Genomic DNA, 12,596 nt, shown 5'->3' on the forward strand with positions numbered 1-12,596 from the left:
GGACATGAGCCTGCGCTCACGAGTGGTCGCCACCCGCGACCCGGCAGGCGGCGCCCCCGGCACCGCCACCCCCGCCGACCGCGACGAGGGCCTGGTCGCGGTCTACCGCACCAAGCTCCTCGAAGAGATCGACCTCGCCGAGATGTCCACGCTCGCGGCGGCGGACCGACGCGTCCGCCTGGAGCGCGTACTCGGCCACATCATCAGCCGCGAGGGCCCGGTCCTCTCCTCGACGGAACGCACCCAACTGATCCGCCGCGTGGTCGACGAAGCCCTGGGCCTCGGCATCCTCGAACCGCTCCTAGCGGACGCCTCGATCACCGAAATCATGGTGAACGGCCCGGACTCGATCTTCGTGGAACGGGCGGGCCGCGTAGAGCAGCTCCCCCTGCGCTTCACATCGTCCGAGCAGCTCATGCAGACGATCGAACGCATCGTCTCCACGGTGAACCGCCGCGTCGACGAGTCCAACCCCATGGTCGACGCCCGCCTCCCCACCGGCGAGCGCGTCAACGTGATCATCCCCCCGCTGTCGCTCACGGGCGCCACGCTCACCATCCGCCGCTTCCCGCGCGCGTACAGCCTCACCGAACTGCTCGAACTGGGCTCGCTCGACGAGAACATGCTGATGTTCCTCGCGGCGTGCGTCCGCGCCCGCTTCAACATCATCGTGAGCGGCGGCACCGGCTCCGGAAAGACGACCCTCCTGAACGCCCTCTCGGCGCTCATCCCGTCCCACGAACGCATCATCACGATCGAGGACTCGGCGGAACTCCAGCTCCAGCAGGACCACGTGATCCGCCTGGAGTCCCGCCCCGCGAACGTGGAGGGCAAGGGCCAGATCACCATCCGCGACCTGGTCCGCAACAGCCTGCGCATGCGCCCCGACCGCATCATCGTCGGCGAGGTCCGCGGCGGCGAGACCCTCGACATGCTCCAGGCGATGTCGACGGGCCACGACGGTTCGCTCGCCACGGTCCACGCGAACACCGCGGAGGACGCGCTGACCCGCCTCCAGACCCTCGGCTCGATGTCGGAGGTCGACGTCCCGTTCGAGGCCCTGCGCGACCAGATCAACTCGGCGGTCGACGTCCTCGTCCAGCTCACGCGCGCCGCCGACGGCTCCCGGCGCATCACGGAGATCGCCCTCCTCATCTCCCACGGCCGCGAACAGTTCAGGATCGCGACCGCGACCCGTTTCGTCGCGCAGCCCTACGTCTCCGGGGCCACGGACGAGGAGATCCGCCGGGTCCGCGGCTACTACGAACACCTCCCGCTGCCCCGCGCCCTCGCCGACCGGCTGTACGTGTCGGGGGAGGCGGTGCCACCGGCGTTCGGCGTCGTGGAGTCGGTGGACGTACTCAACACGAGGGAGGCGACGGGATGACCACCCCTGTCCTGCTGGCCCTGGGCGCCACGGTCCTCGCCTGCGTCGTCGCGATCGCGGGCGTCCACACCCTGGCCTCGGGCCGCGCCCGGCGCCAGGACCTCGTCGACCGCCTGGACGCGTACCCGGCGGGCGGCGATCCGGCCGCCGCGGGCGCGGGCGGCCGGGCCCGCCGCTTCGCCGCCATCGACCGCCGCCTGCGCCGCACGCGCCTCGGCCGCTCGGTGCACCTGCGCCTGTCGGCGACGGGCCTGGACCTGACGGCGGGCGAGTTCTCGGTCTACGTGGCCGTGGTCGCGCTGGCCCTGTGGCTGCTCGCGGCGTCGACGCTGGCGCCGTTCTTCGGCCCGATCGCGGCACTGGTGGCCATCTACAGCGCACTCATCTTCCTCAACTGGCAACGCCAGAAACGCATCGAGGCCTTCATAGCCCAACTCCCCGACGTGGCACGCCTTCTGGCGAACGCGACGGCGGCCGGCCTGGCGCTGCGTACCTCGCTGGCGATGGCGGCGGAGGAGCTGGAGGCTCCGGCGGGCGAGGAACTCTCGCGTGTGACGGACCAGTTGGCGCTCGGCCGCTCGGTCGACGACGCCCTGGACGAGCTGGCGGCGCGACTGCCCTCCAGGGAGCTGGTCGTCCTGGTCACGACGCTGGTCCTGTCCAACAAGGCGGGCGGCACCGTGGTCTCCTCCCTCCGCAACCTGACGAAGACGCTGGAGGACAGGAAGGAGACCCGCCGCGAGATCCGCACGATGCTCTCCGAGGTCAACGCGACGGCCTTCACGGTCCCGCTCCTCGGCCTCGGCTCCCTCCTGATGGTCAACGCCTCGAACGACGGCGCACTGGCACGGGTGACGGACTCCGGGGTGGGCCGCACGCTCATCCTGATCTCGCTGGGCCTCTACGGCATCGGCTTCTTCGTGATCCGCCGCCTCGGCCGAATCGAGGTGTGAGCGAGCGATGTCGACGACCATGGTGGGCGTACTCCTGGCGGTCCTCGCGGGGGCGGCGGTCCTGGGAATCTTCCTGGGGGTCCGCATGTACCGCGCGGACGCCAAGGTCCCCAGCGATCTCGCCCTCGCCCTGGAAGTGGGCGCCAGCCGCGTCTCCACCACCGGCTCCGCGGTCGACCGCATCGGCATGCGGTTCGCTCCGCTGGTCCTGCGCCTGATGGGCCCGCGCCGCGTGGACGCGAAGCGCCGGAAGATCGACATGGCGGGCAACCCCGGTGGCCTGACGATCGACCGCTACGCGGCGCGCAGAGCGGTGTACGGGGTGTTCGGCCTGATCATGGGCGCCAGTTTCCTGTCGGCGGGGCAGACCCTCTTCGGGATCCTGGCCCTCGCCTTCGGCGCGCTGGCGGCGGACGCGCTCATCTGGCAGGCGGTACGGGACCGCAAAGAGGTCATCGACCGCACGCTCCCGGACTTCCTGGACGTCCTCGCGGTGGTGGTCTCCGCCGGCCTCGGCTTCCGCCAGGCCCTGGACCGGGTCTCGGAGAAGTACGAGGGGCCCTGGGCGGACGAACTGCGCATCACCCTGCGCCAGATGGACATGGGCGTCCCGCGCCGCCAGGCCTTCGACGAACTCCGCCGCCGCAATGCCTCCGAGCAGGTGGCCCAGTTCGTCTCCGCGCTGCAACAGGGCGAGGAGCTGGGCTCCCCGATCGCGGACACGCTGATCCAGCTCGCCACGGACATGCGCCGCACGGACGCCCAGAACTCGCGGCGCCGAGCGGCGAAGACGATCCCCAAGGCGACGATGGTGACGCTGGTCTTCATGCTCCCCGCGACGATGATCCTGATCGGTACGGGCATGTTCCTGGGGTCGGGTACGAACTTCGGCTCCATTCTGGGCCGCTGAGACGTATGGGGCGGAGGCCGGCGATGGCGAAGAGGGCAACGCGTCGACAACTTCCGGTCAAGCGCGTCCCCTTAGTTGGCGAATACGAGCGCAGAGGGTTGCGCTCCACGTACGTTGCGTGTGTTGATTTGGTTGCCTTGGCGAAAGCGCCGGAAGTGGTGAAAGGGGGCTCCCGTGATCAGGGACAAACTGCTCGGGATGTGGGTGACGTGGACCAATGCGGTGGGGGAGCGGGTTCGCGGCGCCCGACGGGATTCCGGGGCCGGGTTCGTGGAGTACGCGGGCTTGATGATTCTGATCGCGGGGATTTTCGTGGCGATCGATCAGCTGGGGTTGGGCGGGAAGATCTCCCAGGCCATCGGCAACGCGATAAATCGAGTCATCGGAGGGGGCTGACCGCCCGGCTGCCGCGTGGGGATCGGGGCTCTACCCTGCCGATCTACATCTGGTTGACCGGAATCCTGATGTTCGCTTCCTTCGCCTTCTTCGCGTTCGCCCAAGCGGCTTCGACGCGCAATGGTGCCCAATCTGCCGCTGATGCTGCCGCGTTGGCCGCAGCGCAGTCCTCCCGCGAGGAGCTGATGCTGGGGCTGGGCGACGCGCTCGAAGGCGGTGGAGACGACTGGCTGGACTGGCTGGACGGCATGGAGCCCAAGGGCACCGAGGCGATGGCCGCCGCGAGCCGGTTGGCGGCGGCCAACGACGCCACTGTTCAGGGACTCCCCGTCCGTAGGGAGGTCAACGGGTATCCGGGCTACGAGGTCGAGGTGGAGACCCGCTACACCGTCGGCGACACGATCATTCCCGGTACCGAGAACCAGCGGGCCAAGGCGCACGCCACAGCGGTGGTCCAGCCGCGCTGCGACATTCCGCTCGACCTCGATCCGACGAAGGCCCTCCAGCTCGACTGCGACGGCAAGACGTGGGACTTCGACCCCGAGGACTTCGACCTGGACGACCTGCCGGACGCGTCCGACCTGTTCGCCGTCCACCTTGCCGACTGACGAGAAGGAAGCCGCACCGATGAACCTTCGGCGTACGACGACCACCCGCCGGGCACTGGCCGCGGCGACGATCGCGGCCGGCCTGGTCCTGTCCGTGACGGCCTGCGGAGGCGGCGGAGACAACGGCGAGGGGGACGCGGCGAAGTCCTCGGCACCCGCGCAGCAGGGCAGCGACGACAAATCGAAGCCCTCGGCGCCGGAGGCCGACAAGACATTGGCTGAGGTGAAGAGCAACGGCATCACGCTCACGGTCAAGTCGGCCACGCGTGATCAGGGTGGCTTCCTCAACGTCACTGGCTCGGTCACCAACGGAACCTCCGGAATCTGGGTCGCCAATGAGTGGCGCAGCAACGAGACGGAGTTGCAGGGCAACGGCGGGTCCATGGCCGGGGCCAGCGTCGTCGACCAAGAGGGCAAGAAAAAGTACCTGATCCTGCGGGACACACAAGGCCGCTGCCTCTGCACGAAGTTCGAGGGCGGCATCGACCAGGGCAAGTCACGCGACTGGTTCGCCCAGTTCCCGGCCCCGCCCGAGGGCACGAAGTCGGTCCAGCTCCAGGTCCCCACCATGCCCCCGGCCCAACTCGACCTCACCGAGGGCGAGTGACCATGCCGCGAAGCCATCGAACCGCCACCGTGTCCACCGTCCTCACCGCCGCGACCGCCCTGCTGCTCACCACGGCAGTCGCCGCCCACGCCGACGACGACCCCACCGGCGCCCCGCCCGGCAGTACCAGCAGCTCGCCGCCGCCCTCGCTGGACGCGAACAGTCCCGGTCTGAAGCTCGCCGACGGGGCCACCCTCGCGCCGGCCAAGGTGCTGGACATCAAGTCGGTCGTCGAGGACCTCTCCGGCGACGAGCGCCGCACGGACACCAACGAGGACGTGACGTTCGCCCTCCAGGCGGAGGTCCTCTTCCCCAAGGACAGCGCCAAGCTGAACCCCGACGGGAAATCCCGGATCCAGGCGATCGCCGAGGAGATCGAGAACCAGAAGGCGAGCTCCGTGCGGGTCTTCGGGTTCACCGACAACCTCGGCTCGTACGCCCACGGCCTCAAGCTGTCCAAGAACCGCGCGGAGGCCGTCCACGACGCCCTGACGTCGGCCCTCGGCGCGCGCGGCGGGAGCATCACGTTCCAGGTCAGGGGCTACAGCGAGGACTACCCGATCGCGGACAACGACACGGAACAGGGCCGCAAGAAGAACCGCAGGGTCGAGGTCTCCCTCCCGAAGTCGAACTGAGAGGGCGAGCCGGGAGGGCGAACCGAGAGGCCCCTCAGCCCACCCGCACCGGCAGCCGGTCCACCCCGTACACGATCGAGAGCTTGCGGAACTCCAGCTCCGACGGCTCCACCGCGAGCCGCAACTCCGGGAATCTCCGCACCAGTTGAGGGAACGCCGCGCGCAGTTCCATCTTGCCGAGTTCCGCCCCGATGCACCGGTGGATGCCGTAGCCGAACGCCAGGTGGGAGGAGGCGGGCGGACGGGCGGGGAGGAAGGCGTCCATGTCGTCGCCGAGGCGCGGATCGCGGTCCGCGGCGCTCAGCGAGACGATGACTATGTCGCCGGAGGCGAGCGGCACCCCGCCGATCTCGATGTCCTCGCGCGCGAAGCGGGGGAAGGCGGTCTGGACGACCGTGAGGTGGCGCAGCAGCTCGTCGACGAAGGGCGCCGCGACCGTCGCCGGGTCCTCCGCGTCGCGCAGCGCCGTGAAGTGCTCGCGGTCCTTCAGCATGATCATGGTGCCGAGGGCGATCATGCTCGCCGTCGTCTCCAGGCCACCGGTCAGGACGCCGTCGGCGAGGCCGGTCAGCTCCTCGTCGGTGATGTTGTCGCCGTGTTCGCGCACCAGCATGCCGAGCAGGCCCTCGCCGGGGTCGCGGCGCTGTGCGGCGACGACGCCGCGCAGATAGTCGAGCGACTGCGACACCGCGCCGAAGGAGGCCCCGGCCCCGCCCAGCACGTCGAAGCGGGCGACCGAGAACTGCTGGAACGCGTCCCGCTCCTCGTAGGGGACGCCGAGCAGCTCGCAGATGACGAGCGCGGGGACCGGCATCGCGAAGTGCTCCACGAAGTCGGCCGTGCCGTCGGGCGACTCCTGGGCCGCCTTCTCCAGCTGCGCCAGCTGCTCCTCGATGATCGCGTGGATGCGCGGCGTGAGCCGTGACAGGCGGCGCATCGTGAACTCGGGCGTCAGCAGGCGGCGCAGCCGCGTGTGGTCGGGCGGATCGCAGAAGCCGAGGCCGCCGGGGTGGTGCTCGGCCTCGGCGCCGCCCACCCCCACCAGATTGCGGAAGTCGTTGCTGAACGCCTTCGCGTTGCCGAGGACCTCCTTGGCCTCCTCGTATCCGGACACCAGCCACACCGTCATGCCGGGGATCGGCAGTTTGCTGACGGGTTCCCGGTCGCGCAGCACGCCGATCTCGGGGACGGGGTCCACGCCGTCGCGGCGCAGTGGCAGCAGCGCGGCGTCGGGGAGCTTCGACAGGACGGACAGGTCGAGACTTCCCCCCTTCTTGCGCAGCCGGGAGAAGTAGAGGCGGGTCAGCCAGGTCGCTATCGCGGAACGTACGGACATGTGCTCGCATTTCTGCGGTGAGGCGGTAGGACGGACGGGCCTGATGGAGGTGTCGGGGCTGGGGAATGCCAGTGGGGAACGCCAAGGGTACGTGCGATCCCCCTGTTGTACGGAAGAGGGGCAACCCCCGTAGGCACCCTGGTGCCAGCCCCAGGACGGGGGAAAAGGAGCTGAATCGGGCGGTCCCGTACTGAGATCATGCACACCATGACCGGCACCGAGACCCCACACACGGACCACCCGCCCACACCTCGCCCCCACCCCACCCACACGGGTCGGCCCTACGGCGAGCTCGTGGCGGCGGCCGTCGCCGAGCCCACCGAGGGCTGGGACTTCTCCTGGTTCGAGGGCCGGGCCACCGAGGAGCGGCCCTCGTGGGGCTACGCGCGCCTCATGGGGGAGCGGCTCGCCCGCCAGGACGTGCACGCCGCCCTCGACCTGGACACGGGTGGCGGCGAGGTGCTGAACCTGGCCCCGAAGCTGCCGCCCGTGATGGCGGCGACGGAGGGCTGGCCCCCGAACGTCGAGAAGGCCACCCGTCTCCTCGGTCCCCGCGGCGTGGTCGTCGTCGCCTCGTCGGACGGCGCCGACGCCCCGCTGCCCTTTGCCGGCGGCGCGTTCGACCTGGTCACCGCCCGGCATCCGGTGAAGCCCCCGTTCGCGGAGATCGCCCGCGTGCTGCGCCCCGGCGGCACGTACCTCGCCCAACACGTGGGCCCCAGAAGCGTTTTCGAGGTCGTCGAGTACTTCCTGGGGCCGCAGCCGGACGTGGTGCGCGGCGCCCGCGACCCGCTCACGGAGCGGCAGGAGGCGGAGGCGGCGGGGCTGGAGATCGTCGATCTGCGCGCCGAGCGGCTGCGCATCGAGTTCTACGACATCGGGGCCGTTGTCCACTTTCTTCGTAAGGTCGTCTGGATGGTGCCGGGTTTCACGGTCGAGGCGTACGAGCCCCAACTCCGTTCCCTGCATGAGCAGATCACGGCGGAAGGTCCGTTTGTGGCACACAGCACACGGCATCTGATCGAGGCCCGCAAGCCGTAGCCGGTCATCGCGGTCACCTCCGGAAATCTGGCCTCTACAGCCGTCTCGCGTAAGGTCCCGCCCCATGAGCCACACGCAATTCAGCCAAGCCTTTCTGTACGAGACCGAGCGGCACGCGGCGTGGGGTGGCGCTCAGCTCGAAGCTCTCATGGGGTTCCTGCCCGAAGGATCGTGGACGGCGGACCTGCCGACCTGCCGCTACCGGCAGGGCCATGTGGACCTGCGCGTCGGTGTCCTCGGCACGTACGACTCCGCCCAGCGGTCCTGGATGTGGGGCTGGGCCAACCCCGAACTGCGCGGATCGCCCGTCGCGGCGCTCTCCGAGCAGGTGGGGCGATTCGGCCAGAGCCAGGGGATAGCCGAGTTCACGACCCAGGTGCTCGATCTCTCCGGCTTCCCCGACCCCCGGCGCGCCGCCGAGACCCTCGCCTTCGCCGGGATGGGCGTGACGGGCGCCCCCGGCTACATCAGCGTTCCCGCCAACGCCGAGACCCAGGTCTACTTCCTGCCCGAGGATCCCCAGGTGCCGCGCGCCGCCCTCGACCCGGTCACGCTGCCGCGCACCCTCGTACAGGCCGAGGGACTGCTCGGCGTCGACGCCCGGCGCCTGGTCACGGGCTTCTTCGACCACCACGGGGTGGCGTACCGGGACAACGGCGGGCAGATAGCCGCCGAGCTGCCCGGCTCGGTCCCGGCCGAGATCGGCTTCGACGAGGCGGGCCGCATCGCCGGCATCCGCCTCGCACTGCACTGAAGGCCGCGAGGCCGCCGGAAGAAGCTACGCCTCGTCGCGCAGCCCGAGGCGCAGGTGCTCCACGTGGAAGAGCGCCTGGTCGAGCAGTTGCGCGACGTGGTCGTCGTACAGCGCGTAGACGATCGAGCGCCCCTTGCGTTCACCGCTGACAAGCCCCAGATTCCGCAGCAGCCGCAGCTGGTGCGAGCACGCGGACTGTTCCAGTCCGGCCGCCTCCGCGAGCTCGCCGACCGCGCACGGCCCCTCCTGCAGCCGGGCCAGGATGCGCAGCCGGGACGGGGTGGCGAGGGCCTGGAGCGTCGCCGCGACATCGGCCGCGCCCACGGCGTCGAGCCGCTCGCGGGTGCTGCTCTTGTCATCGATTCCATGGCCCATGGCCTCATCGTATCCAGGCGGGCGCCACCCTTCATGGCATGCATGAAGAGGTCTTCATATGTTCCTGTATCCTGAGCCCCATGCCTGCCCCTGTGTCCACCGCCGCCCCGGCCGAGGCCGCCCCTGCCGCGCCGTCGGCCGCCCGCGGTGCCCGCACCCCGCTCCTCGCCCTCCCCGAGGCGCGCTGGGCGGCGCTCGCGACCGTCGCCTTCCTCCTCGCGCTCCCGCTCCAACTCCTCGGCGCCACGGCCTGGTTGTGGGGTCCGCTGTACGCCGTCGCCTACGTGGCCGGCGGCTGGGAGCCCGGACTCGAAGGGCTCAGGGCGCTGCGCGAGAAGACCCTCGACGTCGACCTCCTGATGGTGGTGGCCGCGCTCGGCGCCGCCGCGATCGGGCAGGTCATGGACGGTGCCCTGCTCGTCGTGATCTTCGCGACGTCCGGCGCCCTGGAGGCGCTGGCCACCGCCCGCACCGAGGACAGCGTGCGCGGACTGCTCGACCTGGCCCCCGCGACCGCCACCCGCCTCACCGCCGACGGGACGGAGGAGACCGTCCCCACCTCCGAACTCGCCATCGGCGACGTTCTGTTGATCCGCCCCGGCGAACGCGTCGGCGCGGACGCCCGCGTCGTCGACGGCGCGAGCGACGTCGACCAGGCCACCATCACCGGCGAGCCGCTCCCCGTGCCCAAGACCGTCGGCGACGAGGTGTTCGCCGGCACCCTCAACGGCACCGGGGCGCTCCGCGTCCGCGTCGAGCGCGACCCCTCCGACACGGTCATCGCCCGCATCGTCGCCCTGGTCGAGGAGGCCACCCGCACCAAGGCGCCGACGCAGCTGTTCATCGAGCGCGTCGAGCAGCGCTACGCGCTCGGCATGGTCGCCGCGACCCTCGCGGTCTTCCTGGTCCCGCTGGCTTTCGGCGACGCTCTCACCGACGCGCTCCTGCGCGCCATGACGTTCATGATCGTGGCCTCGCCGTGCGCGGTCGTCCTCGCGACGATGCCGCCGTTGCTGTCGGCGATCGCGAACGCGGGACGGCACGGCGTGCTCATCAAGTCGGCGGTGGTGATGGAGCGCATCGGCCGCACCGACACGGTCGCCTTCGACAAGACGGGCACGCTGACGGAGGGCGTCCCGCAGGTGACGGAGGTCCGCCCCGAATCCCCGTACACCGAGGCCGAGTTGCTGACCCTGGCCGCCTCGGTGGAGCAGCAGAGCGAACACCCGGTGGGGCGCGCGATCGTGGCGGCGGCGCGGGAGCGGGGCCTGCCCCTGTACTCCGTGGAGGCTTTCGCGTCGACGCCGGGCAAGGGCGTCTCGGCGAGGGTCTTCAGCGGTGCCGACGACCCCGTCGACATCGCCGCGGGCTCCCCGCGCCACTTCGGCGTCGAGGCAACCACCACCCCCGGCACCGAGGTCGCCGTCCAGGTGGACGGCAAGCTGGCCGGCCGCCTCACCCTCACCGACACCCTCCGCCCCACCGCTCCCGAGGCCGTCCACGCGCTCAGGGCCCGCACGGGCACCGCCCCGATCCTCCTCACCGGCGACCACGAACACGCCGCGGCCGACGTGGCCCGCCAGGTCGGCATCGCCCCCGGCGACGTAAGGGCCGGTCTGCTGCCCGACGAAAAGGCGGACGCCGTGCGGGAGTTGGCGGACGCAGGGCGTACGGTCCTGCTCGTCGGCGACGGGGTCAACGATGCCCCCGCGCTCGCCGCCGCGCACACCGGCGTCGCCATGGGGCGCGGCGGCTCCGACCTGGCCCTGGAGACCGCGGACGCCGTTCTCGTCCGGGATGAGCTGGGCGCCCTGGAGCGCACGGTGGCGCTGTCCCGGCGCGCCCGCCGCCTGGTCGTGCAGAACCTCGTCGTCGCGGGAGTCTTCATCGCCGGGCTCGTGATCTGGGACCTCGCGGGGCATCTGCCGCTGCCGCTCGGCGTCGCGGGGCACGAGGGCTCCACCGTCCTCGTCGGCCTCAACGGCCTGCGCCTGCTGCGCGAGCGCGCCTGGATCCGCTGAGCAAGCGATCCGGATCGTTATCGATACGCGATCGAATGCGGCGTTCATCTCACGTAAGTTCAGACCAACGGCAATTCGCGTGAGCAAAGCTGCGCGTCGGTACCGCGCGGTGGAGGGGGCTGCGCGGTACCCCGGCCGTAATCGCGCCATTCGTTCGCGGCACGGTTCGAAGGGTGGGCCCAGGCGTCAACTCCGCGTGTGACACGGGAGGGGGACGCCGCTCCGCGGCCCGCCGACCCCGTGAAATCGGCCCGAGAACCCCGTCGAACCTGCTCCCGGGCGGCTTGAAAGCCACCTCCTGCCGTCGTCGGGCGACTGCGGAGCGTAGTTGTGGCACGCCGATGCGCGCGCCGGCACTTACGAAGGGTTATGGTGGAAACCCCCCCTCGGGCCGGTCCGTCTCCCCCCCCCCCACGGACCGGCCCGTTTTTTTGTTCCGGCTCCCGGCAGGGGAGTTCAGCGCCGGCCGTTCCAGATGTTCGTGCCCTCGGTGGAGATGGCGAACGAGTCGATTTCGGTCAGCTCCTCCTCGGTCAGCTTCGGGCCCTCCAGCGCCGCCAGGTTCTCCTCCAGCTGCTTGACGCTGGAGGCGCCGATCAGCGCCGACGTCATCCGCTCGTCCCGCAGCACCCAGCTCAGCGCCATCTGCGCGAGCGACTGGCCGCGGCGCTGCGCGATGTCGTTCAGCCCGTTCAGCCGGCGGACGACGTCCTCGCTCAGCAGGTTCGGGTCGAGGGACTTGCCCTGCGTCGCGCGCGAACCCTCCGGGATCTCCTTCAGGTACTTGCCGGTCAACAGGCCCTGCGCGAGCGGCGCGAAGGAGATGCAGCCCATGCCGGCCGCCTCCAGCGTGTCCAGCAGGTTGTCGTCCTCGGTCCAGCGGTTGAGCATCGAGTACGAGGGCTGGTGGATGATCGCCGGGACGCCCATCTCCCGCAGCAGGCGCGCCGCTTCGGCCGTCTGCTCGCTGGAGTAGGAGGACACCCCCACGTACAGCGCCTTGCCCTGCTGGACGGCCGAGGCGAGCGCGCCCATCGTCTCCTCGAGCGGAGTGTCCGGGTCGAAGCGGTGCGAGTAGAAGATGTCGACGTAGTCGACGCCCATCCGCTTCAGGGACGCGTCGAGCGACGACATGAGGTACTTGCGGCTGCCCCACTCCCCGTACGGGCCCGGGTGCATGCGGTAACCCGCCTTGGTCGAGATGACCAGTTCGTCGCGGTAGGGCGAGAAGTCCTGCGCAAAGATCTTGCCGAAGTTCAGCTCGGCGCTGCCGGGCGGCGGCCCGTAGTTGTTCGCGAGGTCGAAGTGTGTGACGCCCAGGTCGAAGGCCCGCCGCAGGATCGCACGCTGGCCGGTGAGTGTGCGGTCGTCACCGAAGTTGTGCCACAGTCCGAGGGAAACGGCGGGGAGCTTCAGACCGCTGCGGCCCGTGCGCCGGTACTCCATGGAACCGTACCGGCCTGCCGAGGCGACGTAAGGAGAGGTGTCGTTCATGGCTACGAAGCTACGTCAGGTCACTGACACCCCATAGCGAGGCACCCGCACCCCACCCCAGTAGGCTTCCGCCTTCGGG

Annotated in this window: 13 protein-coding genes; 10 read left to right on the forward strand and 3 right to left on the reverse strand. The window is 70.5% G+C overall.

What is annotated here, in order from left to right; genetic code table 11:
- Positions 1-4 precede the first annotated feature (4 nt).
- From ACY34M_RS09605 to ACY34M_RS09635, 7 genes are all read left to right on the forward strand, one after another.
- The gene (locus ACY34M_RS09605; RefSeq protein ID WP_462716014.1) at positions 5-1,387 is read left to right on the forward strand and encodes a CpaF family protein; all 1,383 of its coding nucleotides are present in this window, start codon (positions 5-7) and stop codon (positions 1,385-1,387) included.
- Positions 1,384-2,340, forward strand: coding sequence for a type II secretion system F family protein (locus tag ACY34M_RS09610; protein WP_462716013.1), 957 nt, complete (start codon positions 1,384-1,386; stop codon positions 2,338-2,340). Before ACY34M_RS09605 ends, ACY34M_RS09610 begins: the two co-directional genes overlap by 4 nt.
- Before the next feature lie 7 nt (positions 2,341-2,347).
- Entirely contained in the window at positions 2,348-3,250 is a 903-nt protein-coding gene (locus ACY34M_RS09615; protein ID WP_462716012.1) for a DUF5936 domain-containing protein, read from the forward strand.
- A gap of 198 nt (positions 3,251-3,448) precedes the next feature.
- On the forward strand, positions 3,449-3,646 hold the full coding sequence (locus ACY34M_RS09620) for a hypothetical protein (protein WP_462716591.1): 198 nt from the start codon (positions 3,449-3,451) through the stop codon (positions 3,644-3,646).
- 35 nt (positions 3,647-3,681) lie between these two features.
- On the forward strand, positions 3,682-4,254 hold the full coding sequence (locus tag ACY34M_RS09625; RefSeq protein WP_462724112.1) for a pilus assembly protein TadG-related protein: 573 nt from the start codon (positions 3,682-3,684) through the stop codon (positions 4,252-4,254).
- 19 nt (positions 4,255-4,273) lie between these two features.
- On the forward strand, positions 4,274-4,861 hold the full coding sequence (locus tag ACY34M_RS09630; RefSeq protein ID WP_462716011.1) for a hypothetical protein: 588 nt from the start codon (positions 4,274-4,276) through the stop codon (positions 4,859-4,861).
- 2 nt (positions 4,862-4,863) lie between these two features.
- Positions 4,864-5,496, forward strand: a complete 633-nt coding sequence (locus ACY34M_RS09635) for an OmpA family protein (protein WP_462716010.1) — start codon at positions 4,864-4,866, stop codon at positions 5,494-5,496.
- Positions 5,497-5,530: 34 nt separating this feature from the next.
- Here ACY34M_RS09635 and ACY34M_RS09640 read toward each other — a convergent pair whose 3' ends face one another.
- Positions 5,531-6,832, reverse strand: coding sequence for a cytochrome P450 (locus tag ACY34M_RS09640; RefSeq protein WP_462716009.1), 1,302 nt, complete (start codon positions 6,830-6,832; stop codon positions 5,531-5,533).
- A 207-nt stretch (positions 6,833-7,039) separates the two neighbouring features.
- On the opposite strand from ACY34M_RS09640, the gene ACY34M_RS09645 reads away from it, so the two are divergent.
- Positions 7,040-7,873 carry a methyltransferase domain-containing protein gene (locus tag ACY34M_RS09645; protein WP_462716008.1) on the forward strand — a complete coding sequence of 278 codons (834 nt, stop codon included), beginning with the start codon at positions 7,040-7,042 and terminating at the stop codon, positions 7,871-7,873.
- A 64-nt stretch (positions 7,874-7,937) separates the two neighbouring features.
- The gene (locus ACY34M_RS09650) at positions 7,938-8,627 is read left to right on the forward strand and encodes a DUF6882 domain-containing protein (protein ID WP_462716007.1); all 690 of its coding nucleotides are present in this window, start codon (positions 7,938-7,940) and stop codon (positions 8,625-8,627) included.
- A gap of 24 nt (positions 8,628-8,651) precedes the next feature.
- Here the strand turns inward: ACY34M_RS09650 and ACY34M_RS09655 are convergent, their stop codons facing one another.
- Positions 8,652-9,002: an ArsR/SmtB family transcription factor gene (locus tag ACY34M_RS09655; RefSeq protein WP_457480831.1), complete on the reverse strand. Its 351-nt coding sequence runs from the start codon at positions 9,000-9,002 to the stop codon at positions 8,652-8,654.
- An 80-nt stretch (positions 9,003-9,082) separates the two neighbouring features.
- Between ACY34M_RS09655 and ACY34M_RS09660 the strand changes: the two genes are divergently transcribed.
- Positions 9,083-11,023 carry a heavy metal translocating P-type ATPase gene (locus tag ACY34M_RS09660; protein ID WP_462716006.1) on the forward strand — a complete coding sequence of 647 codons (1,941 nt, stop codon included), beginning with the start codon at positions 9,083-9,085 and terminating at the stop codon, positions 11,021-11,023.
- A gap of 456 nt (positions 11,024-11,479) precedes the next feature.
- On the opposite strand, the gene mgrA is transcribed toward ACY34M_RS09660, so the two are convergent.
- Positions 11,480-12,517 (reverse strand): L-glyceraldehyde 3-phosphate reductase, encoded by a 1,038-nt coding sequence (gene mgrA / locus ACY34M_RS09665; protein ID WP_462716005.1) that lies wholly within the window; start codon positions 12,515-12,517, stop codon positions 11,480-11,482.
- Positions 12,518-12,596: the final 79 nt, after the last annotated feature.

This window comes from Streptomyces sp. EDA2-14 (assembly GCF_054963755.1).

What these genes read in the sequence shown, in the direction of transcription:
- ACY34M_RS09605 (WP_462716014.1), top strand. Translation starts at nt 5, where the DNA reads ATGAGCCTGCGCTCACGAGTGGTCGCCACCCGCGACCCGGCAGGCGGC.
- ACY34M_RS09610 (WP_462716013.1), top strand. Translation starts at nt 1,384, where the DNA reads ATGACCACCCCTGTCCTGCTGGCCCTGGGCGCCACGGTCCTCGCCTGC.
- ACY34M_RS09615 (WP_462716012.1), top strand. Translation starts at nt 2,348, where the DNA reads ATGTCGACGACCATGGTGGGCGTACTCCTGGCGGTCCTCGCGGGGGCG.
- ACY34M_RS09620 (WP_462716591.1), top strand. Translation starts at nt 3,449, where the DNA reads ATGTGGGTGACGTGGACCAATGCGGTGGGGGAGCGGGTTCGCGGCGCC.
- ACY34M_RS09630 (WP_462716011.1), top strand. Translation starts at nt 4,274, where the DNA reads ATGAACCTTCGGCGTACGACGACCACCCGCCGGGCACTGGCCGCGGCG.
- ACY34M_RS09635 (WP_462716010.1), top strand. Translation starts at nt 4,864, where the DNA reads ATGCCGCGAAGCCATCGAACCGCCACCGTGTCCACCGTCCTCACCGCC.
- ACY34M_RS09640 (WP_462716009.1), bottom strand. Translation starts at nt 6,832, where the DNA reads ATGTCCGTACGTTCCGCGATAGCGACCTGGCTGACCCGCCTCTACTTC.
- ACY34M_RS09645 (WP_462716008.1), top strand. Translation starts at nt 7,040, where the DNA reads ATGACCGGCACCGAGACCCCACACACGGACCACCCGCCCACACCTCGC.
- ACY34M_RS09650 (WP_462716007.1), top strand. Translation starts at nt 7,938, where the DNA reads ATGAGCCACACGCAATTCAGCCAAGCCTTTCTGTACGAGACCGAGCGG.
- ACY34M_RS09655 (WP_457480831.1), bottom strand. Translation starts at nt 9,002, where the DNA reads ATGGGCCATGGAATCGATGACAAGAGCAGCACCCGCGAGCGGCTCGAC.
- ACY34M_RS09660 (WP_462716006.1), top strand. Translation starts at nt 9,083, where the DNA reads ATGCCTGCCCCTGTGTCCACCGCCGCCCCGGCCGAGGCCGCCCCTGCC.
- mgrA (WP_462716005.1), bottom strand. Translation starts at nt 12,517, where the DNA reads ATGAACGACACCTCTCCTTACGTCGCCTCGGCAGGCCGGTACGGTTCC.